The sequence below is a fragment of the Ruegeria sp. HKCCD7628 genome, assembly GCF_057221005.1.
This window is the reverse complement of sequence record NZ_JBWVBA010000013.1, coordinates 1-26,342: the sequence shown is the minus strand read 5'-3', so window position 1 is coordinate 26,342 and position 26,342 is coordinate 1. Positions and strand designations below refer to the sequence as shown.

General features: G+C 57.2%; 17 protein-coding genes. 11 read left to right on the top strand and 6 right to left on the bottom strand.

Annotation, left to right across the window (positions count from 1 at the left end):
- Positions 1-93: 93 nt before the first annotated feature.
- The 3 genes from AC2TAD_RS19540 to AC2TAD_RS19530 are packed head-to-tail and all read left to right on the top strand — an operon-like array spanning position 94 to position 7,367.
- Positions 94-1,833 carry a ShlB/FhaC/HecB family hemolysin secretion/activation protein gene (locus AC2TAD_RS19540; protein ID WP_480869798.1) on the top strand — a complete coding sequence of 580 codons (1,740 nt, stop codon included), beginning with the start codon at positions 94-96 and terminating at the stop codon, positions 1,831-1,833.
- Positions 1,760-5,413, top strand: coding sequence for a two-partner secretion domain-containing protein (locus AC2TAD_RS19535; RefSeq protein ID WP_480869796.1), 3,654 nt, complete (start codon positions 1,760-1,762; stop codon positions 5,411-5,413). The genes AC2TAD_RS19540 and AC2TAD_RS19535 overlap by 74 nt, the downstream gene beginning before the upstream one ends.
- A gap of 19 nt (positions 5,414-5,432) precedes the next feature.
- Positions 5,433-7,367: a caspase family protein gene (locus AC2TAD_RS19530; protein WP_480869794.1), complete on the top strand. Its 1,935-nt coding sequence runs from the start codon at positions 5,433-5,435 to the stop codon at positions 7,365-7,367.
- A 5-nt stretch (positions 7,368-7,372) separates the two neighbouring features.
- On the opposite strand, the gene AC2TAD_RS19525 is transcribed toward AC2TAD_RS19530, so the two are convergent.
- A complete protein-coding gene (locus AC2TAD_RS19525) occupies positions 7,373-8,428 on the bottom strand; it encodes an OmpA family protein (RefSeq protein WP_480869792.1) in 1,056 nt (351 codons plus the stop codon).
- A 150-nt stretch (positions 8,429-8,578) separates the two neighbouring features.
- Here AC2TAD_RS19525 and AC2TAD_RS19520 point away from each other — a divergent pair, with 150 nt between their 5' ends.
- A complete protein-coding gene (locus AC2TAD_RS19520; RefSeq protein ID WP_480869790.1) occupies positions 8,579-10,042 on the top strand; it encodes a caspase family protein in 1,464 nt (487 codons plus the stop codon).
- A 4-nt stretch (positions 10,043-10,046) separates the two neighbouring features.
- Here AC2TAD_RS19520 and AC2TAD_RS19515 read toward each other — a convergent pair whose 3' ends face one another.
- The 4 genes from AC2TAD_RS19515 to AC2TAD_RS19500 all read right to left on the bottom strand — a co-directional run bounded on the left by AC2TAD_RS19515 (position 10,047) and on the right by AC2TAD_RS19500 (position 13,878).
- On the bottom strand, positions 10,047-10,451 hold the full coding sequence (locus AC2TAD_RS19515) for a hypothetical protein (RefSeq protein ID WP_480869788.1): 405 nt from the start codon (positions 10,449-10,451) through the stop codon (positions 10,047-10,049).
- Between the two features lie 11 nt (positions 10,452-10,462).
- Complete coding sequence (locus AC2TAD_RS19510) at positions 10,463-11,164, bottom strand: hypothetical protein (protein ID WP_480869786.1); 702 nt, start codon at positions 11,162-11,164, stop codon at positions 10,463-10,465.
- Positions 11,134-12,678 carry a caspase family protein gene (locus AC2TAD_RS19505; RefSeq protein ID WP_480869784.1) on the bottom strand — a complete coding sequence of 515 codons (1,545 nt, stop codon included), beginning with the start codon at positions 12,676-12,678 and terminating at the stop codon, positions 11,134-11,136. Before AC2TAD_RS19505 ends, AC2TAD_RS19510 begins: the two co-directional genes overlap by 31 nt.
- Positions 12,679-12,987: 309 nt before the next feature.
- Complete coding sequence (locus AC2TAD_RS19500; protein ID WP_480869782.1) at positions 12,988-13,878, bottom strand: LysR family transcriptional regulator; 891 nt, start codon at positions 13,876-13,878, stop codon at positions 12,988-12,990.
- Between the two features lie 286 nt (positions 13,879-14,164).
- Between AC2TAD_RS19500 and AC2TAD_RS19495 the strand changes: the two genes are divergently transcribed.
- From AC2TAD_RS19495 to AC2TAD_RS19465, 7 genes are all read left to right on the top strand, one after another.
- Positions 14,165-15,790, top strand: a complete 1,626-nt coding sequence (locus AC2TAD_RS19495) for an AMP-binding protein (protein WP_480869780.1) — start codon at positions 14,165-14,167, stop codon at positions 15,788-15,790.
- A 195-nt stretch (positions 15,791-15,985) separates the two neighbouring features.
- Positions 15,986-17,641: a BCCT family transporter gene (locus AC2TAD_RS19490; RefSeq protein ID WP_170356405.1), complete on the top strand. Its 1,656-nt coding sequence runs from the start codon at positions 15,986-15,988 to the stop codon at positions 17,639-17,641.
- 117 nt (positions 17,642-17,758) lie between these two features.
- Positions 17,759-18,565 (top strand): crotonase/enoyl-CoA hydratase family protein, encoded by an 807-nt coding sequence (locus AC2TAD_RS19485; RefSeq protein WP_170356406.1) that lies wholly within the window; start codon positions 17,759-17,761, stop codon positions 18,563-18,565.
- A 198-nt stretch (positions 18,566-18,763) separates the two neighbouring features.
- The gene (locus tag AC2TAD_RS19480) at positions 18,764-20,263 is read left to right on the top strand and encodes a CoA-acylating methylmalonate-semialdehyde dehydrogenase (RefSeq protein ID WP_480869778.1); all 1,500 of its coding nucleotides are present in this window, start codon (positions 18,764-18,766) and stop codon (positions 20,261-20,263) included.
- Between the two features lie 16 nt (positions 20,264-20,279).
- Complete coding sequence (locus AC2TAD_RS19475) at positions 20,280-21,935, top strand: GMC family oxidoreductase (protein WP_480869776.1); 1,656 nt, start codon at positions 20,280-20,282, stop codon at positions 21,933-21,935.
- Between the two features lie 100 nt (positions 21,936-22,035).
- Positions 22,036-24,549: a CoA transferase gene (locus AC2TAD_RS19470; RefSeq protein WP_480869774.1), complete on the top strand. Its 2,514-nt coding sequence runs from the start codon at positions 22,036-22,038 to the stop codon at positions 24,547-24,549.
- A 144-nt stretch (positions 24,550-24,693) separates the two neighbouring features.
- Positions 24,694-25,161, top strand: a complete 468-nt coding sequence (locus tag AC2TAD_RS19465) for an NAD-dependent epimerase/dehydratase family protein (protein WP_480869772.1) — start codon at positions 24,694-24,696, stop codon at positions 25,159-25,161.
- A gap of 194 nt (positions 25,162-25,355) precedes the next feature.
- Here AC2TAD_RS19465 and AC2TAD_RS19460 read toward each other — a convergent pair whose 3' ends face one another.
- Positions 25,356-25,937: a TetR/AcrR family transcriptional regulator gene (locus AC2TAD_RS19460; protein WP_480869770.1), complete on the bottom strand. Its 582-nt coding sequence runs from the start codon at positions 25,935-25,937 to the stop codon at positions 25,356-25,358.
- Positions 25,938-26,342: the final 405 nt, after the last annotated feature.

Genomic DNA, 26,342 nt, shown 5'->3' with positions numbered 1-26,342 from the left:
GACGGGTATCCTGTATTGGGAAATACAATCTTGCTTTGGCCTGCGGGCTAGGCTTTGCTAGGTTCTGTTTTAAGGTTTCACTAAGGGTTACGAATGCCAAAGACTCTACCTCAGGCGATCATGCGGATTCCGCGTCTCAGCATGATATTTGCTCTTGCAACCGGTGGCAGTCTTGTCCTTTCGGACGCGGTGCTGGCCCAAAGCGCGTCGAATTTGGCACCGTCAACATTTCAGCCGCAAAATCAACGCAATACGGGCCCTGTTACTGTCGCCAGAGACCCTGGCGCGCCGGTTCCCGAAGGTGCGGACAAATTGTTTGTGACAGTCGGGCGCGTGGATATTGAAGGCGCTCTGCCGCAAATGGAGGCTGCCAATGCCGCCTTTATTGAACGACTGACGGGAAAGCGTGTTGCTGCCTCTGAAATTTTTGCGGCCACAAATCGCCTTGAAAGCGCGTATAGCAATGCCGGTTTTGTTCTAAGTCGGGTAGTTCTGCCGCAGCAAACTTTGCGAGATGGTGGAACGTTACGGATCGTTGTAGTCGACGGGTTCGTCGAGCGTATTGACGCAACAAAAGTTCCGGAAGAGGTCCGGGACCGCGTGGTCAAGATTACCCAGCCGTTAATCAACAAGCGTGGCATCAAACTGCAGCAGATCGAGCGCGCCTTGCTACTTGCAGGTGATACGTTCGGAGTTCGCTTGGCGTCGACTTTGTCGGCAGGTGACAGTAATGGCGGCACCGTTCTGACTTTGGACGGAGAGTTCAAGGAATTTACCGGTTCATATGGGTTCGACAATACACTTTCAGACGATCTTGGTCCGTTGAATCTGAGCCTTGGACTTGAGTTCAATGGCCTGCTGGATCTGGGTGAGACATTCTATTTTAACCTGGGTGGGTCTCCGACGCGGTTTTTCTCGGGTGACCCTGAGTATCGGATTTTGGCTGCAGGTGTGGTATTCCCGATCGGGTATGATGGCTTTACGATTAACGCCGAGGTGACCTCTAGCGAAGCGCGCCCCGACACGGATTTTTTACCTAACGAAAGCGAGTTCGAACGGTTTTCGCTGCGGTTCTATTATCCGTGGATTAGATCCAGGAAAGTTAATCTTTCGTCGCAACTGATCCTGGATCGTATCAGCGATACGCAGAACCTGTTGGTCGGTCCCTTTGAGATTCCGGTCTTTGACGACGATATCAGCGTGCTGCGCGCCACTTTGGATGGCACACGCGCCTATGATAATGGTGGCTTCCTGCGCGGGAGTGTTGTGCTTTCAAGGGGTTTGGACATCCTCGGCGCGCGAACCTCGGTCGGCCCCGGAGAAACTCCATTCTCGCGTCAGGACGCTGAACCGGAATTTACGAAACTCGTACTGTCTGGCCAGTATCAGCGTCCTTTGAATGCCAACTGGTCGTTGGCTTTGAACGGCCGAATTCAAACCAGCTTCGGGGACGCTCTGGTGACGTCCGAACAATTCAGTATCGCAAGCACCAGCGAATTGTCGACCTTTGATGCGGGTTCGTTGCGTGGCGATGACGGATGGGTCGTGCGGTCCGAAGTGGGTCGATCGCAGCGGGTCGAAGTGGCTGGGTTGCCGCTGATCCTGAAGCCTTATGTATTTGGTGCTTACGGCGAATTGGGAATAGAACAACCTACGGTTTTTGAGCAAAGCACGACTACGGCCTACGCCTATGGGATCGGTGCTGATTTGATTGCAATTGAAGACTCGACCTACAAGTCGGGATCGTTACGAGTTGAATATGGGAGAGGTGAACGCGATGACCTGGGGGCAGACGAAAACCGCTTCACTATTGTTGCAAGCCGCAGATTTTAGGGCTCGCGCCACAGTGATCCGCGGCGCAATTTTGACAGCCACGGCAACGCTATGGGGCACGACAGCTCTGGCACAAACGCTGCCCAATGGCGGAACCGTGGCGGCGGGAACTGTTACGATTGCGCAACCCAGCGGCAACCAGCTGGACATTACGCAGGGGTCGGGCGCGGCCGTAGTGAATTGGAACGGGTTTTCGATCGGTTCTGGCTCGACAGTTAATTTCTTCCAGCCCGGGCAAGAAAGCGTGATTTTGAACCGGGTGACAGGGGATACTACCAGCGCAATTCTCGGCCAGTTGAATGCCAATGGTCAGGTGTTTCTGGTTAACCCTAACGGTATCTTTATTGGCCCCAACGGCGCAGTCAATGCGGGTGGCTTCGTGGCCTCGACTCTGGATGTAACGGATGAAGATTTCCTTAACGGGCGCTATCGCTTTGCCGGAAATGGTAGTTCAGCCGCAGTGGAAAACGCGGGAACAATCTCGATTGTTCCGGGCGGGTATGCAGCGCTAATTGGTGGGCAAGTTTCCAATTCGGGCTTGATCCGTGTGCCTCTTGGCAAGGTAGGGCTTGGTGCGGGTGAACAAGTAACACTGGATATTTCTGGCGATGGCTTTTTGCAGGTCGCTGTTCCTTCGGATAGCGATGACGCCATGCTGGAGGCGTTGATTACCAATTCAGGGCGGATCGAAGCCAATGGCGGTTCTGTTCACCTCAAAGCGGCCAGTGCTCGGAATGCGGCGCGACAGGTAATCAACATGTCTGGCGTGATCGAGGCCCAATCGGTTGGCGGAGTATCCGGAGCTGTCGTTTTGGGTGGCAGCGGCGGCGGCGTTCGGGTCAGTGGCACGATCGATACGTCGGCTCAGGAAACACTTGTCGAAACGTCGCTGCGGCCAAAGGTGCGTACTCAGAACGGTGGGTCTATAACCATAACTGGTGAAGCGATCACGCTGGCAGGGGCCACGCTGACGTCCGACGGGGCGGGTGGTGGAGATGGTGGAACCATTCTGGTCGGTGGCGATTTTCAGGGTGGTGGCACACTCCCGAAGGCGCAGACAACCTTCGTAGATGCGAGCACCAGTATCTCAGCCGACGGCGGAGACGAAGGTAATGGCGGTCGCGTTATTATCTGGTCCGATGACCTGACCGAGTTCCACGGCCAGATATCGGCCCGTGGCGGGGATACTGCGGGCGATGGCGGCTTTGTCGAGGTCTCGGGGCAGATCGATCTGGTGTATCGCGGTTTTACCGACCTGCGCGCTCCGAATGGGGAAACCGGAGATCTGTTGATCGATCCGGTGAACATAACGATTCCGGGTACGTTTACCGAAGCGGGTCTGGAAGCCCAGCTTGAATCTGCGGATGTGTTTCTGACTACGTCTGTGACCGGCACAGATGACGGCAATATCACGATCAACGCTGATATCGACTGGATGGCGGCAAATACGTTGTTCCTGATCGCGGATAACATGATCACGATCAACGGTGCGATCAACGCGGTCAACGGTGGGTTGTTGCTGAATGCAATGGGGGCGGTCGACGGAGTAGGCCGGATCACCACCGGCCCCGGCGGTAGCATAAGTGTAGCCACGTTCAACTTGGTTGCAGGGTTCTGGGATCAGGTTTCGGCCACGCTGCCCAGCTTTTTCGCGGGCGATTTCATCGTCTCGCCAAACGCCACATTCCTGCGCGCCACGGGCGGCAACGGGTCGGGCGCGAACCCGTTCCAGTTAACCGATATCTATGGTTTGCAGGGTCTCAACGGCTCTAGCCAAGCCTTTGCGCTGGTCAACGACATCGATGCCTCGCCCACGTCCAGCTGGTCATTTGGTTTTGTCCCTACAGATTTTTCAGGCACGCTTGAAGGTAACAGGTTTTCGATCAACAACCTGTTCATAGACAACGACTTCACCTTCGGCGGCCTTTTCGGCACTCTGGACGGTACCGTGCGTAACCTGAGTATCACGAATGCGGATATTACCGCTCAGGGTGGTGGCATACTTGCCGGTGAAAACCTTGGTACAATCTCGGGCGTTAGTGTGTCGGGCAGCTTCACCGGCAGTGACGACGTGACCGGCGGGCTGGTTGGCATTAACGATGGCGGTACAATCAGTGACAGTTTTTCGACTGCCAGTGTGACGGTTGATCCGATCGAGGCTGATTTCGTTTTGGTCGGTGGCTTGGTTGGAGAGAATTCTGGGGTCATTCAGCGTTCGTTCAGTAGTGGTTCGGTGACCGGACTTGGCTTTGGCGAGTTTATCATGGGCGGATTGGTCGGCGAGAACTTCGGTTCGATCGTTGACTCGTATTCCAACTCGGATGTCCGGGGGGTAAGCCAGTTTTCCAGCCCGATGGATACCGTAGCCGTCGGTGGTCTGGTCGGAATAAACAACGGTGGTTCGGTCACACGCAGCTATTCGAACGGCAGCGTGGATTTCTCCGGCAGCGACACTCCGATGTTGGGCGGATTGATTGGCAGTAATTCCGGGACCGTTACCGCATCTTTCTGGGACACGCAGAGTTCCGGGCAGAATAACAGCGCCGGTGGCACGGGACTGTCCACGTTCCAACTGAACGACACAGTGACGTTCTTCAACCTTGCTTCGGCACAAGGCTGGGACTTTGAAAACACCTGGGCTCCGGGATCGGGTGAGACAGGCCCGGCAAATTACACGACCTCGCCGGTTGTGTTTGCTATTCCCGACGATATCGCGGTTGTTGAGGGCGAACAGCCGCCCAATGCGACGACGGGCACGATTTTTGGTGGGCCTTCCGTTTACCTGTTTGGTCCCCCATCTGATTCTTTGGATACGTCCACAGTATTTGAGGGGTTGAACGTCATCGAAAACGACGATGGCACCACGACATTTACGCTGTCGACCTCGTTTTTGCTCAGCTCAGCCGAAATAGGATATCAAGTTGTGTCTTTGCCCGGTTCGGTTGTGACAGTAGTGGAGCCGATACCCGTTCCGCCCACACCCGAGGTAACAGTAGTGGAGCCGATACCCGTTCCGCCCACACCCGAGGTAGAAGTTACTCCGACCGTTGATACCACTATAACCGGAGGCGGCGGAGGTGGTGGCACTGCCGTGACAACAGTCGCCGAGGCTGAAGCAACACTTGGGACTGTTGAAAACGTATCCGAGGAATTCGGAGGCGAGATCGCATCCTGTGCCAGCAGTGGTGAGAATGTCAGTGAATACCTGGCCTGTCTTGCCGAAGCGATGGATGACTATGCGTCCGAACTTGACGGTATCGTGAAGGGTTTGCCACCGGGGCTCGAATCCGTCGGTGACATCATTCGCGGCGCCAGCGCGGGTATCCGCGAGGCAGGTGACGAAGCCAATCGCCGCCTGTCGCTGGCCACTACCGCAGAAGAGCGCAACGCGATCCGCCGCGAGGCGGTACAGCAGGCGCGGCGGCAAATCCGTCAGGCCCAGCGTGAGATCCGCAAGGCCATCACGTTGATAAGAGCAACCGATCCCGAGCTTGCCATAGTTCAGAACCAACAGGTAGAAACGATTGTGGCAGCGGTCGGTCAGGCGGATATCGGACTGACCCGCGCCATCGGCCTTTGATACGTCGGAGAGTAGACCATTGGCTCTGAAACGGTGCTTCGCAGCGCTTTTCCTGATGCTGTTCAGTGCGACCATCGCTCTGGCGGACAAGCGGGTTGCGCTGATTATCGGCAATTCCGACTACGTGTCGGTTAGCCCGTTAGACAATCCGATCAACGATGCCTCTGATCTCGCCATCGCTTTGGAGGGGTTGGGGTTCGAGGTGTTTCTGGGCACCGACCTGACACGGGACGAGATGCTGTCGCTGGCGGAATCCTATGGCACGACTGCTGCGGATTCCGACGTATCGCTGCTGTTTTATGCCGGGCACGGGTTTCAGGTGAACGGGCGCAACTATTTGGTTCCTGTCGATGCGCAGATCACCAAGCCCGAAGACATCCCCGAGCAGACAATCCAGATGGAGGAATTCGTCAACCGGATGGAACGCTCGGATGGCATCCGTCTGGTGTTTCTGGATGCCTGCCGCGACAACCCATTCGAAGGAACGGGTTTGGAGGTCGGCGGCGAGGGGTTGGCTCGGGTCGGCAGCGCGGCGGATTTCATGTTCGCCTATGCGACGCAGCCGGACAACGTGGCCTATGACGGCACCGGCCGGAACAGCTTTTTCACCGAGGCGCTGCTGAGCCATATCTATACGCCGGGTCAGGACATTTCGGACCTGATGATCTCGGTGCGTAAGGACGTGCTGGCTTCGACAGGGGGACGTCAGATTCCGTGGGACAACTCATCCCTGACGCGGCAGTTCCGGTTCGACAACAGCCCTGTCACGGCGTCTGAGGAGACGCTGCTGTGGCAGGTTGCCGCCAATGCGCAGGATGCGTCCCTGATGCAGCTCTATATGGATCGCTACCCGCAAGGCGCGCATGTGAATGAGGTCGTGGCCTTTCTGGATCGGGCCGGGCAGGGGCAGACACTGACCCGCGCGGTAACGGTTGAGGACGCAGACGAACAGGCCGAACGCCTTTGGAAACTGGCACAGCGCAGCCGGATGCGCCCGCTGCTGGAGTTCTACCTTGAGCAATATCCCGACGGCGCCCATGCGGCACAGGCGCAGCGTCTGATCGCATCCATCCCGCGCCCCGAGGACAGCACACCCGGCGGCATATGTGAACGTTTGGCTACCCACCCGCGCGACCGCACGGCCAGCATCCCCGGCGTGCCCTTCAGCCGTCTTCAGGAAAACGCCCTGACCGCCATTCAGGCGTGCAGCGCTGCAGCGGCGCAGACGCCAGACCTGTCCCACTACGTGGCCCTGCTGGCGCGGGCTACGATTGCGGCAGGGGATGTGGACCGAGCGGTGACGCTTTACAAGCAGGCAGCCGAAGCGGGGGACTTGAGGGCCATGGTTTCTCTGGCGCAATTGCACGAGGGCGGCACCGGTGTTCCGCAAGATCAGGCCGCTGCGCTATCTCTGTATGAACAAGCCGCCCAAGGGGGCAGCTTTGATGCGATGATCAATCTTGCAGTGACACTGTTCGAGGGACAGATCGTTCCAAAGGATCAAGCGCGCGCAATTGCGCTGTTGCAACAGGCTGCGGATGGTGGGTCAGCCAAGGCGACTTTCAATCTGGGCGTTCTGGCTCAGGATGGGATAGCAGGCACTCCGGATCAGGCGCTTGGCTATTTCCAGCGCGCCGCACGTGAAGGCGAATATCAGGGCTATCTGGCGGCGGCGATCCTGCTGGACGAAGGGCGCGGCGTGCCCCGCGATCCGCTCGAAGCCGCGCGTATGCTTCTGCGTGGTGCTGCCGAGGATGACGGAGCGATCGTGAACCAACTGTCGCTGGCCTCGGACCAGTGGACGCGCGAGACGTTGATGGAAGTGCAAAAGCTGCTGCAAAAGGCCGGGTACTACAACAGTGCCATCGACGGTGTGCCGGGGCCGAATTTCATCTCGGCCCTGCAACAATGGCGCAGCGGCGGGTTCGATCCGATCATCCTGGCGGCGAACTGACGCCTCTAGTTCACCGGCACAAATTCGATCCGGCGGTTGCGGCGTTTGCCCTCAGCCGTGTCGTTCGAGGTCACGGGGCGGCTTTCGCCATAGCCTACGGTCACAAGACGTTCCGGCGCGATCCCCTGATTTACCAAATAGGCGTTCACCGCCTGCGCCCGCCGTTCGCTGAGCACACGGTTGGCGGTGTCTGAGCCATCGCTGTCAGTATGCCCGCCGATCTCGATTGTTAGTTCCGGGCAGCGGTTCACGATGTCATGCAGGTTCGTCAGCAGTGGGATAGAGTCTTCGGACAAGCGCGCGCTGCCCGATGTGAAATAGATGTTTCCGGTGCGGGACAGGATCTCCATCCGACCTTCACAGGCTTCGCGGTCCAGATTGCCCTTGGTCTCAAGCGCCGCAGCGCCGGGGGTGGCCGAGGCCGCGACCAGTTGCGGGGGCGTGCCCGCCTTCGCGCGGTCGAACACGAAGCCAAAGCTGACAAAACCGAAGGGCAGGATGTCAACGCCCGCGGCCTCTTGAAGCTTGCCGCGGCCTTCTTCCAAGTTGAAATCGGGCAGGGCGATGGCAATCGGTGTGGTGTTGGCCACGGCCACGCGGTCGTTGTCGACCAGAGTGATCGCAACCTGCGCAACGCCGTCCTTAGTCACACCGTGTAGCGACAGAGAATAGGGAAGGTCGATAATCTTGTGCCGCGCCTGATGCAGGTCGACCAGTTTTTCGGGAGGAAGCTGGGTGGTGATGATGGCCTCGGGGTATTTGAAGGTTTCAAAGAACAAAAACCGCATCCGCACGTTTCGCAGGTCGATCTTGGTGTCCACGCTGTCCATCTGCACCCGTATCTCGGCGGCACCATCGGGGCCGATCACGCCCGACAGGCTGGCGAAACCGCTGTTCTCTGCGACCGAGCTTTTCTTGACGGATAGAAATTGCAATTCCGAGGCGCCTGCATCCAACGTCCAGCCATGTTCAAACGGATCCGCGATTTGCGCCCATGCTGCGTTAGACAGCAAAATGATGGCTACAGCACAAATGCTTCGCATCAAGTTTGAGCCTGGCATGTGTGAACCTCTTCCTATGCTTGCTGGTCAATTCGGGATATGTCAGGCGATGGCCACAATAAAGTCAAATGACATATTTAAATATAATCAGGCTTACGTGATGCCATGGCGTCACGGGCGTGATAAAGGACCCGAAACAAAGGACCCGACGTGCTTCGCATTTTTTACTTTCTGATTGCGATGATTTCGATCTCGTGGGCCGCGCCGGCGATGGCCGAGCCGCGGATCGCATTGGTTATTGGCAATTCGGCTTATGCGTCGGTGTCGCCATTGGACAATCCGGTTAATGACGCCACGCTGATCTCGGCAAAACTTAAGGGCCTTGGGTTCGACGTTCGCAATTTGACTGACAGCACGCAGATCGAGATGAAGCGCGCCATTGCCCAGTTTGGTCGCGATCTGCGGCAGGGTGGCGAGGATGCGGTTGGGTTGTTCTACTATGCGGGCCACGGGGTGCAGTCCTTTGGATCGAACTATTTGCTGCCTGTCGATATCTCGCTGAGCGACCCCGCTGATCTTGATTTAATGGCGGTCGAGGCGCGTTCGGTCCTGCACCAGATGGCCTCGGCGCATAACAAGACCAATATCGTCATTCTGGATGCCTGCCGGAACAACCCGTTCGAAAATCTGGCCGATATGGATGACAACGGCCTGGCCGAGATGAAAGCCCCCACAGGCACATTTCTAGCCTATGCTACCGATCCCGGCGGCGTCGCACTGGATGGTGAGAAGGGTAACAGCCCGTTTACGTTGAGCTTGGCCGAACACATTGAAACGCCGGGTATGGCTATTGAGCACTTGTTCAAGAAAGTCCGCGTGGATGTTCTGGATCAGACCCGAGGGTTGCAAACGCCTTGGGATACCTCGTCCCTGACACAGGATTTTGCCTTCTCATCGCAGGTTCAGACGCCCACCGTCCAGACCCGAAGCGAAGAGGAGCTTTGGCAGGAGGCAACGACTTCGCGTGATCCGGTTCAGATCATGCTGTTTATGCGCGCCTATCCAGACAGCGCTTATGCTGCCGAAGCAAGCGATCTTTTGCAGACCGTTCTAGCGGAATCCTTTGGAACCGCGCCGCAACCCAAAGTGCCAGAGCAAACGGTGATCGAGGCAAATGAAACCGAACGCCTGATGTACGAACTGGCGTTGGCTGATGACACAGTCCACGCATATGAGGTCTATCTGCAGAGTTTCCCTGAAGGGGTGTTCTCGGGCAAAGCAGCCGATCGTTTGGCTGCCTTGAAATACGGTGAGGAAACCGTGACCCGTAAGACCGAGGCGGATGGTGAGTTGTCAGAAACAGGACCACCGGGCAACACCCCGATGACGCTCGATTCTGTACTGGATTTCGGCAACGACCATGTGCGCGGGCAAACGATTAACCAACTGGTGGCAGGCGCGCCACTGTTCCCTCCGATCGAGGGTTTGCCGGATGAGTTGTGGAAAGACCAGTCCTGTTCGAATTGCCACCAGTGGACGCCCGAGGACCTGTGCAATCAGGCCCAGACCTATGTCAACCGCCCCGAAGCCGGGAATGTCGCCAAGCAACACCCCTTTGGCGGCGGTTTGAAAGTCAACCTGCGCCGTTGGGCATTGGGCGGATGTCAGGGCTAAACGTTTAACCCGACAGTTTAGCTAAATCGGCGCTGAGTGCGCGCGCGTCCGAGATGCTTTTTTGCAGGGCCGTCAGTCTGGCTTCCGGCGTAGCCCCCCCAGGCGTGTCGTTCAAAACACGGTCGATGCGAGCCGCCGTTGCTGCGTCGCCTCCGCCAGTTGCGTCGCGTTGTTGTAGAATTTTGAGCTTGAGATTGGCCAGTTCAGATTCCGACGATCGAATTTGCGCAGCAAGCGCATCATTTCGTGCCTGCGCCGTGGCCACTTCCCCTTCGGCTGCGGTGATACGATCGTCGTAGGCACCGGTAGTAATTCCAGAAACACCGGCGAAGAACCCACCGTCTGCAGGATCAGTCGTGGTTTGGCACGCGGTAAGAAACAGGCAGGCTAGGGCGGTAAAGCGGATCATTCGTGCATCCGTCACAACGACGACGCCAGATCACTGGCGATCCCGCGCATCTGCATGATCTGGTTCGACAAAGCCGTAAGATCCGCATCTATTGGTGAAGTTGCCTGTCCGCGGGCAATTGTAAGAGAGCGGGCCTCGGTGAATTCGGCCTGTCGTTTGGCGGCACCGTCAATGGCCAGTTCCATCTGGGTCAAGTTTACGTTGGCTTCGGCCAGTTCTCTTTCGATCTGCGATGGGTCGGCCGTGCCTGCGGCGATGCTTGCGTTCAGTGCATCCAGTTCGGCTTTCTGTGCAGCCAGAACCTGGTTCATAACGGTTAATGTCGTCTGCATTTCAGTTGTGTTGCGATCCAGGTCTTTCTTGATCTGTCGCAAACGCGCCTCACGCCCTGCATAGCTGCGCTGGACAAAGGCGACGTAAGTCCCTGCTAAAGCCCCGGCGCCAAAACCGATCGAGATGCCTGTGCCCACATCATCACTTCCACCCAGACCAAAGCCGATCCCTCCGCCTACCGCGCCTCCGGCGACTGCGCCCTGCAGGATTGTCTTTTGCATGGCTGCCGCCTGTTTGACCAAATTGGCCTCGGCTTGTGTCATGCCCGAGGGGGTGGTTGCTGGAGCCGACGTCTGAGTGCTGTCGCCACAGGCCGCCAGGACTAAGGTCGCAACAACAAGGCTTGCACCTATTCGGGAGGGATAAGATCGGCCAGCCATTGGTAACTTCCTTTTCTGCTATCATCTGCTTGCGATACATGCCGTAGGAACAAGCCCGCGTCCTGCGTCAGTTGCGCATTGGCAAAATCGAGATTACGTGACCCTGATGCAGGATTGACAATCGAAGCATCAATGTCGGGTGGAAAAAAAATAACAGCACGGGCCAGTACCTCATCATAATAACCGCGGCTCTGGTCCAGACGGCGCAGGATAATCCCGCGCGACCGGTAGATGTCGTAGATATCACTGCGTGCCTGTTGCAAAACCGGCAATGCGTCTGCATTTGAACGGGCGATGTCTTCTATTTGCTTCAAAGCATCTTCGGCAATGGTCAGTGTGCGCTCGACGCTGCGAAGGGCTATAATGTCGGTGCGCAGCCTTTGCATCGTTGTGACCGCCAGATACACCGAAACCTGTGCCGCGTCTTCAAATAGCCGCTCCGGCGTGGCTGTTTCCGCAGCTGGCAAACCCCTCCTATAGCTGTCCAGTGCAGGGCCAAGGTCAGAAGACTGCGGTTCTTTGAGATGCCCCAATGCCATCAAGGCGGTCGCAAGCTTCTGAGGATCGGCTTGTGTGAATGTGGCACTGACCGGTGTCAGCGGAGTCGCCGCCGGCGTTTCAAGGGATGCCAGCTGTTCTCGGGCAAATATGGCAAACAACCCATCGGGATAGGTTTTCAAGTAAGTTTTGAATTCCCGGCTGTCCGAACTGGAAGAGATACGTCTCCAATGTTCCAGATCGGCAGTGATTTCGTCTTTGGGCGAACTGTTGGGCAGGCCGGGTGCAAAACTGTGTTCGTCCAGCACAGATTCCTCGACCCAAGGGATCTGGCGCCCATCGGTTTCCAAAACCACTTGCTGGCGGACACGACCCAACATCAGTCGAACGTCCAGGTCCGGCGTCGCAATATGGTCCAGTAGCCCATTGGTGAAAACGCTGTTCTTTCCTTGCCCGTCATACGCCACGTTTCCTGGGTCTGTCGCGTAGGCTATCAACAAACCCGCTCCGCCACGCATTCTGACAAGGCCATGTTCGACGAGGCCCTTGTCGGAAAACGGATTGTTACGGCAGGCATCCAAAAGCAGGACGCCGACATCGGGCCCGGCCTTGGTCATAACGTCCCGCACTCGGTCCAGCGTGATCGAACTTCGTTTTAGTGCCTGCAGGCTATTTCCGTTGAAATCGGTGCCGATCAGGTAATTTGCCCCGCCGATCTGTACCCCATGCCCGGCATAGAAGAACACGGCCATCTTAGCGCCCTTTGAGATAGCACCAAACTTGTCTACCGCCTCTTGCATGGTTCGTGCGTTTTGGTTTGTGGCCTGAATGACCGTGAAACCAAGCTCTTGCAACGTGTTGCCCAAAGCTTCGACATCGTTGCCGGGATTGCGCAGTGACATTTCCTGCGTGGCATAGTCCGAATTGCCAATCAATAATGCGACGCGATCGGCTGCGTAGGATTGTGCCGCACTCAAAGCCAAACACAGTAGAATGATGGGTATTCCGATGGTCATGCGGGTCTGGCACATGATTTCACGATAGCCCAACAGATGAACAGATAACAATCTGATTTGGGACGCTCAGTCACCGGGGTTCGGTTAGGCGTTTTTGTCCGGGCAGTGTTTGTTGAGAGCAGCCGAGAGGGTTTGCTGAAAGCCGTGCGTCAATAATATGCGCGCGTCCTGTTGCATCATTTTATTGGCCGGCATTTAGGGCTGTAGCGGCAGGCTTGTTAAACATAGACTAGGTCGACTTGTACAGACATTGATCCTGCGGAAAAGTTATGTTTTCCGATAGTAGTGTTGGGAACCACTATCCAGTCCTTAGTCGGTTTCTGGAGCGAGGGCATCGTAGATTTTCTGACCTTCTTCGGATTGAAAAAAACCCTTGCGACCCAAAAGCCAATATCCACTGGAGGAGGTAGCCTCGTACTGGGAAAGTTGAACAAGACTGCCGGCGTTCAGGTGGCCTTGTAAAACGCCGTGCCACCCCAGTGCGATCCCTGATCCTGCCAGCGCCAGATGTAGCGCCATACCATGATCGTTTACGATGATCCGGTTGTCCAAGAAGTTCCAGTTCTCGGAACTGGCCCCAAGCCAGGATTGCCAGTCCAACCAGCGGTGCTCGGTGTCTTCCAGTTCGATGAAGGGAACGCCTCCGGTTTCGATCCGGTCCTTCAATTTAAGAATCTGCCGGGCGACGCTGGGCGACGCGACCGGGAAAACACGTTCCCGGATCAACAGGCGGGACTCGAACCCGGGCCAGTATCCGTCTCCGAATGCAATCCAGCAATTTGCCTCTTCTCGAAACAAGTCAGCATCCGTTACTAGCGTTACGACTTTGGTGCGCACGTTTAGGTGTTTGGAAAGTGCCGGTAGGCGGGGTGACACCCAATGCGCGGCGACACCGGCATACGTTGCGATCGTCCAGACCTGCTTTTGATCGGCACGTCGAATCCGGGCCGATGTCTCGCGGATTCCATCAAAAGCTCGTGAAACCGAGTGAAACAAATCATGCGCTGGCGGTGTGGGCTCAAGCTTGCCGTTTTTTCGCAGGAAAAGACGAGTCCCCAAGTCTTCTTCTAACTGTTTGATTTGATAACTTATTGCTGGCTGTTGGACGTTCAGGGCATCGGCGGCCCTAGTAAAGTTACCCAGAATGTAGACTTCTTCGAAGGCGCGCAGGCCTTTGAGTGTCGGTGTACGTCGTGACATTGAAAAATTCGATACCCCTTAAAAATTTTTCCATATTTTACAGAATCCGCGTTCTAATTAAACAACGCGGACCAGAAATTAGTCAGACAGAAAAAGACACAATGCGCCAGAAGTGATCCGGGTTGGTTTCCAAAAAGTTAACTACGTCTTCTCGTGGCGTGTGGTGGCTTGACGGGTTCCTGTTTCGGCGCTGACAGTGCCACTGAGCTTTCTTCCTGAACGTTCTGAGCCGCCAACAGTTGGCGGCAAGCTAAAAAACTGATCTGGTCGTTTGGGAGGAAAGGCCATGCAGCACAACTATGACGCATTGGCGCAAAATGCAGCGAACTTTGTGCCGCTTTCACCGCTTTCGTTTTTGTCGCGGGCAAACTCGGTCCATCGAGACCGTGTCGCGGTTATCTATGGGGATGTTCGCCGCAATTGGAGCGATATAGCCGCTCGGGCGAGTGCTGTTGCAAGCGGCTTGAAGGCGTTGGGTTTGTCCAAGGGCGACACGATTTCTATCCTAAGCCCGAACATCCCGAAATTGTTCGAGCTTCATTTCGCCATCCCGCTGATGGGCGCGGTTCTCAACACGCTCAATACACGGTTGGAAGCCGAAACGATCGCTTACATTCTGGATCATGCAGATACCAAACTGGTGATTGTTGATCGTGAGTTCGTTCCCCTCCTGTCGCAGGCTTTCGAGCGGCTTGGCCGCACGGTCCCAGTGGTCGAGATCAACGATGTGAATGCGCCAAGGTCCGACACGTTGGGTGGCAGAAACTACGAGGACCTCGCCGCTGCTCCTGTCGATCCTGATCTGTTGGTCTCGCCAGCCAGTGAATGGGATGCGATCGCTCTGAATTACACGTCGGGCACATCGGGGCGCCCGAAGGGCGTCGTGTATCACCACCGCGGTGCGTATCTGATGGCTTTAGGTACTGTTGCCGCTTGGGAAATGCCGCACTATCCGATCTATCTGTCTGTGGTCCCGATGTTCCATTGTAATGGCTGGGGCCATCCGTGGATGATGGCTATTCTGGGCGGAACCAAGGTTTTCACGCGGACGCCCGCAGCAGACAAAGTTCTGGACGCGATCCGGACCCATGGTGTCACCCACTTAGGAGCAGCGCCTATCGTACTTCAGATGATCGCGGAGCACGAAGATACCGATGCCGCGCCGTTTGATCCCTCAATTCGTGTCCTTACCGCTGGTGCGCCGCCGCCGCCTTCTGTCTTGGAAAAGACCAAGGCGATGGGTCTGGACGTCATGCAGGTATACGGCCTGACCGAAACATATGGCCATATCTCGCAGTGCTTGTGGCAGGATGACTGGGATCACAAGCACCCCGAGGAGCAAGCCCAGCTGCAAGCCCAGCAGGGTATCGCTTTCCCAATGGTCGAAGATGTGACGGTTCTGGATAGCGAGACCGGGCAAGAAGTTCCGCGCGACGGCGAAACGCAAGGCGAGATTGCCATTCGGGGCAACACGGTGATGAAGGGGTATTACAAAGATCCCGAAGCCACGGCCAAGGCGTTCAAGGATGGATGGTTCTGGTCTGGTGATGCCGCCGTTATTCAACCGGACGGCTATATCCAAATACGCGACCGGTTGAAGGATGTGATTATCTCGGGGGGCGAAAACATCTCGTCGGTCGAGGTTGAGGCCGTGTTGTTCCGCCACCCGGCAGTTCAAGCAGCGGCGGTTGTTGCCAAGGCTGACCCGAAATGGGGGGAAGTGCCATGTGCATTTGTTGAACTGCGCTCGGGTCACGAGGCTGACGAAGCAGAAATCATCAGCTTTTGTCGCGCAAATCTGGCTGGGTTCAAGACTCCTAAATCGGTGATCTTCGCTGAGTTGCCCAAGACATCGACCGGAAAGATCCAGAAATTCCAGCTGCGGGAAACCGCCAAAGCCGCAAAGGAGTAGATGGATACAGTCACACCGGAAGCACGTTTGCGCGATCAACGCTCTGAGGCGCGAAAAACGGGTTTAGGGTGAGAGACACTCGAACACAAAACACCGCTCGATACACAAGACGGAGACCTAGGTGCCGGGCGGATCGTGCTTAATGACCACCTAATTTAAGTGCGAACTTTACGAAATCACGGAGGAGAAACATAAATGGCAAAAGAACCACCACTGATGGAGTTGCCCATCGAAGTCAGCGAAGGCGGCTTTTATGATGGCTTCAGCAAAGACGTCACCATCGCGTCAAAAATCCTAGTCGGTGCGCTGATCTTCTGGGCGATTGCCTTCCCAGAGAACGCATCGAGTGTTTTGGGCGCAATGAACAGCTTCCTGCTGTCGAACTTTGCGGCCTGGTACACGTGGGTCGTGGCGTTCTTCATCATCGTCTGTGTGGTGCTGGCGCTGATCCCGTCGACTGGCCGTCTGAAAATGGGCCTGCCCGGTGACAAACCCGAGTTTTCAAGCTTTTCCTGGTTCTCGATGATGTTCGGGGCGGGGATTGGCATCGGAATGCTGACGTTTGCAACCGCAGAGCCTATGTACCACTTTGCCAATAACCCCGAGGTTATTCAGGGTCTGGCAGAAGGGTCGTCGGCTGATAACGTTCGCAATGCCTATAAGTGGTCGTTCCTGCATTGGGGCTTCTCGGCTTGGGCGTGCTATGCGCTGGTTGGCTTGTCGCTGGGGTATTTCTCGTACCGCCGCAACCTGCCGCTGACCATTCGCTCGGGTCTGGCACCGCTGTTCGGCAGTGCGCTGTCGGGTAAGCTGGGCCACGCGATCGACATCGTTGCCGTTGTTGCCACCATTCTGGGCGTCGCGCAGACGCTGGGCTTTGGCGTTGAACAGTTCGTCGCCGGTCTGCACCGGATTGGTGTTGGCGATTGGTTGTTGAATGAAGATGGGAAAGCCACCACTGCTGCCATCGTTGTTGCTCTGCTGGTCATCATGGGTGCGTCCACCTTGTCTGCTCTGTCGGGCGTCGGCAAAGGCATCAAATGGCTGTCGAACATCAACATGGGCCTCAGCTTCTTCCTGCTGGCCTTCTTCTTGATCTTCGGCTCGGCTCTGTTCGGCCTGCAAGCACTGTTTGTCGGCTTGTTCGACTATATCGTGGCGTTGCCGGGTATGCTGTTCAACGTCTGGAAAGCTGATGGTACCGAAACTGGCGATGCGCTGGCCAGCTGGCAGGGAGGATGGTCCGTCTTCTACTGGGCCTGGTGGATCGCATTTGCACCATTCGTGGGTGTGTTCCTGGCGCGTATCTCGCGCGGGCGGACCGTTCGTGAATACGTGCTGGGTGCGATCATCATCCCCTCGATGATGTGCTTCGTCTGGTTCACCATCGTTGGTGGCACCGCCATCGACCTGACCCTGAATGGCACCGCTGGTGATGCGATTTCGGGTGCCGGTCAGCAGGCACAGCTGTTTGCGATGCTGGACGTGATCCTGTCGTCTGGCTTTGCCTGGGTAATGGCGGTAATTGTTGTGATCCTGCTGCTGACCTATCTGGTCACTTCGGCAGACTCGGCTGTTCTGATCGTGAACACCATCAACTCGGGCGGTGACGAAGGCCCCAAAGGCCGTCCGCACATCATCTTCTGGGGCACGGCTCTGGCGTTGGTTGTGGGTGCCTTGTTGATCATCGGTGGACTGGGCGCGATCCAAACCGCGATGGTGATTGGGGCGCTGCCGTTCAGCCTGGTGATGGCGCTGATGGGTGTTGCACTGATTAAGGGCATCATCCGTGACAGTCGCCGTGAAAAGCTGGGCGTGACCAGCGTTCACGCCGCTGAACCGGCCGAGTAAGGTCTGAAAAATCGGGGCGGGCGCGTAAAAACGCCCGCCCTTTTTTTGTGCCCGCCCTTTCGCGGGCCCCAGAATTCGTTAGATGTTTGACCCAGACAAAAAGCCATAGGATAGACGATGCTGACCCTCGACCAACTGAGTGAACTGAAGAATCTGGTCGTTGAGCGACACGAAGATGGCGTCTGGATTGTGCGACTGAACCGCCCGAACAAACGCAACGCGTTGGATATTGCCACGATTGATGAACTGGTTGACCTGTTCAGCAGCGCGCCTCGACTTGGCGCCGCGGCGATTGTCCTGACGGGTGAAGGCGATCACTTTTGCGCTGGCCTCGATCTGGTCGAGCACCATCAGGCCGATCGCAGTCCTGCTGATTTCATGCATGTCTGCCTGCGTTGGCATGAAGCGTTCAATAAAATGGAATATGGCGGCGTTCCCGTGATCGCCGCCCTTACTGGCGCTGTTGTGGGCGGCGGATTGGAATTGGCCAGTGCGGCGCATATCCGTGTCGCCGACGCCAGCACCTATTTCGCTCTACCCGAGGGCCAGCGTGGGCTGTTCACCGGCGGAGGGGCCACTATTCGGGTGGCTGATCTTGTTGGCAAGGCCCGCATGGTCGACATGATGCTGACGGGCCGCGTTTATCAGGGGCAGGAGGCAGTTGAAATCGGCCTAGCGCAATACCGTGTCGAGGGGTCCAGCTTTGACAAAGCGTTGGACCTTGCGCGCCGCGCGGCTGAGAACCTGCCGTTGACCAACTTTGCCATCTGCTCTGCGATCAGCCACATGCAGAACATGTCTCCTTTGGACGCGGCCTATGCCGAATCGGTCGTTGCCGGCGTGGTGAATACTCAAACTGATGCCCGCGCGCGACTTGAGGCGTTTGCCAACAAGACGGCCGCGCGTATTCGACCCGACAGTTAGTTCATCGAGAGTCCCCTTTGGGCGCTGAGGGAGTCGTAATCTACTCGTTTTCCGGAGAATTAATTTATTAAAAACAACTTATTATACGTTTCCGGTCGGTGATATATTAACGCTGCTTATATCACTTGGTATGATTAGTCATTGGATTTGTTTTGTTTGGATTTGGCAGATTGAGGTCAACCCAAGGAGGAGGCATCCATGACGACGACTGCAATCGGCCACTATATCAATGGCGAGGTTTATGGTGGTGCGCGCACCAACACTCAGGACGTGTTCAACCCGGCGACGGGGGCTCTGACGGGGCAGGTTGATCTGGCCTCGGTTGGGGATGTGGACAAGGCGGTTGCGGCGGCCAAGGCGGCGTTTCCGGCGTGGTCGAACATGCCTCCGATCCGCCGCGCGCGGTTGATGAACAAGTTTCTGAACCTGCTGAACGAGCACAAGGACGAGCTGGCCCGCGCCATCACTGCCGAGCATGGCAAGGTTTTCACCGACGCCCGCGGCGAGGTTGAGCGCGGCATCGATATCGTCGAGTTCGCCTGCGATATCCCGCAGCTGCTCAAGGGCGATTTCACCGATCAGGTTTCGACCGGCATCGACAACTGGACCCTGCGCCAGCCGCTGGGCGTGGTGGCGGGTGTGACCCCGTTCAACTTCCCGGTGATGGTGCCGATGTGGATGTTCCCGGTCGCCATCGCGGCAGGCAACACCTTTGTCCTGAAGCCCTCGCCGACTGACCCGACTCCGTCGCTGATGTATGCCGAGCTGATGAAAGAGGCCGGCTTCCCCGATGGCGTTTTCAACGTGGTGCAGGGCGACAAGGTGGCCGTGGACGCGCTGCTGGAGCACCCCGACGTGCAGGCGATTTCCTTCGTCGGTTCGACCCCGATTGCGAATTACATCTACGAGACCGGCGCCCGTCACGGCAAGCGCGTGCAGGCGTTGGGTGGGGCCAAGAACCACATGCTGGTGATGCCCGATGCCGATCTGGACAAGGCCGTCGATGCGCTGATGGGCGCGGCTTATGGCTCGGCCGGCGAGCGCTGCATGGCGATCTCGGTGGCCACGCTGGTAGGCGACGTGGCCGACAAGATCGTGCCGATGATCGCGGAGCGTCTGAAAAGCCTCAAGGTCAAGAACGGGGTCGAGATGGATGCCGAGATGGGTCCGATCGTCACCAAGGCGGCGCATGAGCGGATCACCGGCTACATTGCCAAAGGTGTCGAAGAAGGCGCTGATCTGGTGGTCGATGGCCGTGGCTACACGGTTGAGGGTCACGAGGATGGCTATTGGATGGGCGGCACGCTGTTCGACAATGTGACCAAGGACATGACGATCTACAAAGAGGAAATCTTTGGCCCGGTTCTGTCCTGCATCCGCGTCGACAGCTTTGCCGAGGGTGTACAGCTGATCAACGACCACGAGTTCGGCAACGGCGTCAGCATCTTCACCCGCGACGGCAACGCCGCGCGCGAGTTCGGGCGTCAGATTCAGGTGGGCATGGTTGGTGTGAACGTGCCGATCCCAGTGCCGATGGCCTGGCACGGTTTTGGCGGCTGGAAGAAGAGCCTGTTCGGCGACACCCACGCCTATGGCGAAGAGGGCGTCCGCTTCTACACCAAGCAGAAGTCCATCATGCAGCGCTGGCCTGAAAGCATCTCAAAAGGCGCTGAGTTCACTATGCCCGTCGCGCGCTGAGATCGGAGCACTGACCATGGAAACCTTTGACTATATCGTCGTGGGGGCCGGCACCGCCGGCTGCCTGCTGGCCAATCGTCTCAGCAAGGATCCGTCGAAACGTGTCCTGCTGCTGGAAGCTGGTAAGAAAGACAATTACCCGTGGATTCACATCCCCGTCGGGTATCTGTACTGCATTGGCAACCCCCGCACCGACTGGTTGTACCAGACCGAGCCCGACAAGGGCCTGAACGGTCGAACGCTGCGCTATCCACGTGGCAAGACGCTGGGAGGCTGCTCGTCGATCAACGGCATGATCTACATGCGGGGTCAAGCGCGTGACTTTGACAATTGGGCAAAGCTGAGCGGCGAAGAGGATTGGAGCTGGCAGAACTCTTTGCTCGACTTCAAGGCGCATGAAAACCACTACAAGCTGGATGGCGGGGCGGACCCGGCGACTGGCGACAACAGCCGCTTTTCTGACCTGCATGGCCATGGCGGCGAGTGGCGCGTTGAAAAGCAGCGCCTGCAATGGGACGTGCTGGATTCCTTTGCTAAGGCCGCAAATGAGGCGGGCATTGAATCGACCGACGATTTCAACTCGGGCGACAATGCCGGGGTAGGTTACTTTGACGTTAACCAGAAGTCGGGCTGGCGCTGGAATACCTCGAAAGGGTTCCTGCGTCCGGCGAAGGACCGTCAGAACCTGACCATCTGGACCGAAGCGCAGGTCGAGCGTCTGACCTTTGACACCACTGATGACGGCGCGATCCGCTGTTCCGGTGCAATTGTCCGCCGTGCGGGCCAGCCGGTGACCGTCAAGGCGCAGGCCGAGGTCATTCTGTCCGCCGGGGCTATCAACTCGCCGCAGATTCTGCAGCTGTCGGGCATCGGGGATGGTGAATTCCTGAAATCGCAGGGCATCGACGTGGTGCTGGACGCGCCCGCCGTGGGTGAGAACCTGCAGGATCACCTGCAGATCCGCGCCGTGTTCAAAGTGGACGGGGCCAAAACCCTGAACACCCTGGCCAACAGCCTGGTGGGCAAGGCCAAGATCGGCCTGCAATATGCGCTGCAGCGCTCGGGCCCGATGAGCATGTCGCCCAGCCAGCTGGGTGCCTTCACCCGGTCGGACCCCAGCCGCACCCATGCCAATCTGGAATATCATGTCCAGCCGCTGAGCCTTGAGGCCTTTGGCGAAGACCTGCATGATTTCCCGGCGATCACGGTCAGTGTGTGCAACCTGAACCCCACCAGCCGTGGCCATGTGCGCATCCGGTCGGGCAAATATACCGACGCACCGATGATCGCGCCAAACTATCTGGACACCGAGGATGACCGCAAGGTCGCCGCTGACAGCCTGCGTCAGGTGCGTGAAATTATGGCGAAACCGGCCATGAAGCGCTATAACCCGCAGGAATGGAAACCGGGGACCCAGTACCAGTCCGATGAGGAACTGGCCAAGCTGGCGGGCGATATCGCCAACACAATCTTCCACCCCGTCGGCACCGCCAAGATGGGCAGCGCGGATGATCCGACGGCCGTGGTTGACCCTCAGCTCAAGGTCAAGGGGATCAAGGGATTGCGCGTGGTCGATGCCTCGATCATGCCCGAGATCACTAGCGGCAATACCAACGCTCCGACCCTGATGATCGCGGAAAAGGCGGCGCGGTGGATTCAGGCGGGCCGCTAACGCGGCGATCAGAAAAATCTGGCCTCGGGTTCATGGGCGGACCCGGGGCTTTTCACGTCATATCGGGCTGCGGGTCCGACATTTTGCAGGGATAATGCACATGACACGTCACACGTCCACGGAGCTGCCGCTTGCCGGTGTCAAGGTGATCGATTTTGGTCAATATATCGCTGGCCCGGCCGTTGCCATGGTGCTGGCCGATTTCGGCGCGACCGTGATCCGGGTGGAAATCCCCGGTGGTCCGCTGTGGGAGAGCCCGGCCAATGCGACGCTGAACCGCAACAAACAGATTGTGACGCTGGACCTGAAAACCGACGAAGGTGTGGATCAGGTCCGCCAGTTGATCGCCGAGGCTGATATTTTGGTCGAAAGCTTCCGTCCTGGCACCATGACCCGCATGGGTCTGGAGTTCGCCGAGATGCGCAAAGCCCGCCCTGAACTGATCACTCTGTCGATCCCCGGTTTTGCCTCGAATGACGAGCTGCGCCGCGAATGGCGGGCCTATGAAAGCGTCATCGCCGCGTCTTCGGGCGTGTTCACCGATATGGGCCTGAACCGGGTGCTGATGGGGATCAACCCCTCCTTTTCGCCGCTGCCGCTGGCTTCGGCCTATGGCACGATGCTGGCCGCGTCTTCGGTGGTGCTGGCGCTGCAATCGCGCGAGCGTACCGGGTACGGCGACCAGATCGAGGTGCCGCTGGCCTCGGCCGTGATGGAAGGGCTCAGCTACAACTCGATCAAGATCGAGGACTATCCCGACCGCTATAAGACCCAGCGCGAGCTTGAGATCGAGCGGCGCCGAGTCGAAGGTCTGCCGATGAATGTCAGCTACGAAGACCTGCAGGAATTGCTGGACCCGTTCTACCGGTCCTACAAGTGTAAAGACGGGCGGATGTTCTATGTGGTCTGCCCTAGCCACAAGGACCACGCCAAGCGCTGCCTCAAGAAGCTTGGCATCTATGATGAGCTGGTCGAGGAAGGGCTGACCGAGGAAGAAGACACCTATCTGCCCATGTCCGAGTGGAAGAACGACGTTTCGCTGGGCGTTTATCCCCTGCCAAAGGAATGGGCCGACAAGATCGCCGAGCGGATGAAAGAGGTGTTCCTGACACGGACCTCAAAGGAATGGGAGCGGATTTTCGGCCGCGGCAAATTCCCCGGCGCGCCTCAGCGCTGGTTGCAGGAGTGGATTCACGATGATCACGCCGAAACCGCCGGTCTGATGGTCGAGGTCGAAGACCCCGAGTTTGGCACCATGATCCAGCCCGGCCCGATGGTCTGGCTTGAGGAAAGCGGCGAAGAAATGCTCGAACCGCGCGGCCGGGAATGGGTGGATTTCGACACGGCTCTGGCCTCGTTGCGCGCGCATGAAACCGCGGTGCCCGACCCGGTGCCTGAAGAAGAGAAAACCGGCTGGCTGGACGGCGTCCGCATTCTGGACCTGTGCAACGTGATTGCCGGGCCGCATTCCGTGTCCTATCTGGCCCGTTTCGGGGCCGAGGTGATCAAGCTGGACCCGGCCAAGCCGTTTTATGACTGCTGGAACACGGTGATTTTCAGCCTGACACATGGTTCGGGCAAACGCTCGGTTCTGGCGGATATGAAATCGCCCGAAGGTCGCGAGATCTTTGAGAAACTGGTGAAATCCGTCGATGTCATCGTCTGGAACGCAACCGACGCGCAGGTGCAGTCGATGGGTCTGGACCGCGAAAACCTAGCGAAACTGAACCCTGATGCGATCTTCTGTAAGATGGATTGCTTTGGCGGCGTCCGCCGGGGCCCGCGGTCGAACTATCTGGGCTATGACGATCTGGTGCAGGCCACCACAGGCATCATGCTGCGCTTTGGCGGCTCGATGGAGACGCCCGAGGAACACGCGCATGTGGGCACCATTGACGTCATGTGCGGCTTTGGCGGCTCGCTTGGTGTGGCGACGGCGCTGTACCAAAAGCTTAAAACCGGTCAGGTCGGGCGTCCGCGCACCTCGCTGGCGGCGCTCAGCGGTCTGGCGCAGATCCCCTACTGCTATGACCATGAACGCCGGGGGCTGTTTGACGAACCGGCGGGCCGTGAGTTCAACGGCTATGACGCGCTGACGCGCTTTTACTACACCTCGTCCGACCGTTTCATCCTGCTGAGCGCCTATGAACACGATGTGCCCCGTCTGGCTTCGGTCGAGGGTCTGGAAGGGTTCGAAGAGGTCGCCCCCGAGGATCGCGACGCCTTTTTGGCCAACGCCTTTTATCAGGCTCGCGCCAGCGACTGGGCGGAACGTCTGCAGGCGGCGGATGTGGGCGGAACGATCTGCGAAAACATCGATTCGCTGCGCTATTACAACGCGCGGCCCGCGGATGGCACGCCGGGGATCGACCGGGGCAGCTATTCCTTCTCGGTGCGCGAAGATCACCCCAGCGGCCACACGGCCACGCAGCTGGACCCCTTTGCCATCCGCCCTGTGCGCGGAACGGTCTATGCGCTGGACCCGGCCGAGAAATTCGGCACGTCCACGCGGGCGGTTCTGCAGGAGCTGGGCTATGACGACGCAGCCATTGACGGAATGTTAAACGATGGCACGGTCAGCGAGAGCTGGAGCAGGGAATACCTGCCCAGTTAATAAAAAGACCTAAGCGGTATCTTGATCCCAAGGTGCCGCTTAGGTTCGCGCGCCGATGTTCGGTTATTCCTTAGCGTCACTGACCGGTGATCGTCTATCGAACGAAAACCATAACCCAAACCATGGATGCTGAAGGTTCCGTTCATGTCTGGGACTGCTCTTGTTTTTGGAGGAACCGGACTTGTCGGCAGAGCACTGGTCGACTTGCTAATACGTGACGAACGCTGGGAACGCTTTGTTTGTGTCGATCGCAAGCCAATTAAGTACGAAGGACATAAGGTTGTCCAGGTTCTGGCGGACAAGGGTTCTATCGAAGCGGTCGCCGCGAGCCTTTGTGCGGACACAGTGTTTTGTTGCCTTGGAACAACTCAGAAATTGGCCGGGAGTCGTGAGGCATTCCGCGAGATCGACCATGACTATGTCCTGCAATGCGCCCGAATTGCGTATCGAAAGGGGGCCACGCGGTTTCTTTTAGTGTCTTCAATGGGAGCAAGGATCGGGTCTACCAGTTACTATGCAAATGTCAAAGGCGAGACAGAACGTGACCTCGCCAGGATTGGGTATCCTTCTGTCGATATACTTAGACCATCTTTGTTGCTGGGTGATCGCTAGGACCATCGGTTCAAAGAAAAATGGGCCGGTCGCATTATGCCTCACTTTAATTTTCTTCTATGTGGTCCACTCAAAAAATATCGACCCATCAAGACCAGCCAGGTCGCGCGGGCAGTGGGTACAATCGCCCATACCGCCGCGAACGGAGTCACCGTGTACACCAGTGACAAGCTAGAAAGTATCTGAAGCCTGTGTCAGCTCGCAGCCATTTTCAACATCTGCCGCGTGTTTATCAGCGCCGCGTCGAAGGCGTCTTGCTCGCGTGAGATTTTGACCATGATGCTCGCGCCGACCCAAAGAGCGTACAGATTGGCGGCGGCATCTTCACTGGACGATGGAGGCCGCAGCGAACCATCTTCCCTTCCAGTTTCGATTACATTTGCAAGGCGCGAGATAATGCCGTCCGTTCCTTGCTTTAACGCATGACGCATGGTCTCTGAGAAGTCTGAAACCTCTGCTCCCAATTTGACGGCCAGGCATCTGCCCTGACAGTCGTTAAGCCTCTGGTGTTCGCGCCAGTTGGCAAAATAAAGCATGAGTTTTTCGCCCGGCGTGAGCCCTTGCATGCCAAACATCTCGTCCATTTCGGCATGATAGGCATCAAAGTAATCGTCTAATACGGCGGCGCCGAATGCGTCCTTAGACGCAAAGAAATGATAGAATGACCCCTTGGGAACGCCGGCTGACTTCAGGATTTCGGCAAGCCCTACGGCGCTGAAACCTTTTTGGCCGATCAGGGTCTGGCCCGCTGCAACGATATTAGACCGTGTGTTCATGTGTTTACTTCAGGCGAATTTGATTTCACTAGACGAACAGTCTAATATTAATCTTCTCTGTTCGCAATATCTCAGTTGAGCACAAAATATTCTTTGCCAGTATGGTTGGGGCCAGAAAGATATGACTAGACGACCGGTCTAATACAAAATAGTTGAAGTGCTCACCGACCTTACCCTGTGGCGACTCACTCCTCTCGTTGCTGCAGGCCAAGGAAGGGCGGACACACATATAAGCAACATTTATGGATCATAATCATGAAAATCCTGATGGTTCTCACATCGCATGACAAACTCGGTGATACCGGGCTGAAAACCGGGTTTTGGCTCGAAGAGCTGGCGGCTCCTTATTACGTGGTTGATCTGACCGTCCTTCTCGGGCGTCAGGTCAGTCATCATGTGACGGAT

Coding starts and splice junctions, on each gene's coding strand:
- AC2TAD_RS19540 (WP_480869798.1), top strand. CDS start 94: ATGCCAAAGACTCTACCTCAGGCGATCATGCGGATTCCGCGTCTCAGC.
- AC2TAD_RS19535 (WP_480869796.1), top strand. CDS start 1,760: ATGGGAGAGGTGAACGCGATGACCTGGGGGCAGACGAAAACCGCTTCA.
- AC2TAD_RS19525 (WP_480869792.1), bottom strand. CDS start 8,428: ATGCCAGGCTCAAACTTGATGCGAAGCATTTGTGCTGTAGCCATCATT.
- AC2TAD_RS19515 (WP_480869788.1), bottom strand. CDS start 10,451: ATGATCCGCTTTACCGCCCTAGCCTGCCTGTTTCTTACCGCGTGCCAA.
- AC2TAD_RS19510 (WP_480869786.1), bottom strand. CDS start 11,164: ATGGCTGGCCGATCTTATCCCTCCCGAATAGGTGCAAGCCTTGTTGTT.
- AC2TAD_RS19505 (WP_480869784.1), bottom strand. CDS start 12,678: ATGACCATCGGAATACCCATCATTCTACTGTGTTTGGCTTTGAGTGCG.
- AC2TAD_RS19500 (WP_480869782.1), bottom strand. CDS start 13,878: ATGTCACGACGTACACCGACACTCAAAGGCCTGCGCGCCTTCGAAGAA.
- AC2TAD_RS19495 (WP_480869780.1), top strand. CDS start 14,165: ATGCAGCACAACTATGACGCATTGGCGCAAAATGCAGCGAACTTTGTG.
- AC2TAD_RS19490 (WP_170356405.1), top strand. CDS start 15,986: ATGGCAAAAGAACCACCACTGATGGAGTTGCCCATCGAAGTCAGCGAA.
- AC2TAD_RS19485 (WP_170356406.1), top strand. CDS start 17,759: ATGCTGACCCTCGACCAACTGAGTGAACTGAAGAATCTGGTCGTTGAG.
- AC2TAD_RS19480 (WP_480869778.1), top strand. CDS start 18,764: ATGACGACGACTGCAATCGGCCACTATATCAATGGCGAGGTTTATGGT.
- AC2TAD_RS19475 (WP_480869776.1), top strand. CDS start 20,280: ATGGAAACCTTTGACTATATCGTCGTGGGGGCCGGCACCGCCGGCTGC.
- AC2TAD_RS19470 (WP_480869774.1), top strand. CDS start 22,036: ATGACACGTCACACGTCCACGGAGCTGCCGCTTGCCGGTGTCAAGGTG.
- AC2TAD_RS19465 (WP_480869772.1), top strand. CDS start 24,694: ATGTCTGGGACTGCTCTTGTTTTTGGAGGAACCGGACTTGTCGGCAGA.
- AC2TAD_RS19460 (WP_480869770.1), bottom strand. CDS start 25,937: ATGAACACACGGTCTAATATCGTTGCAGCGGGCCAGACCCTGATCGGC.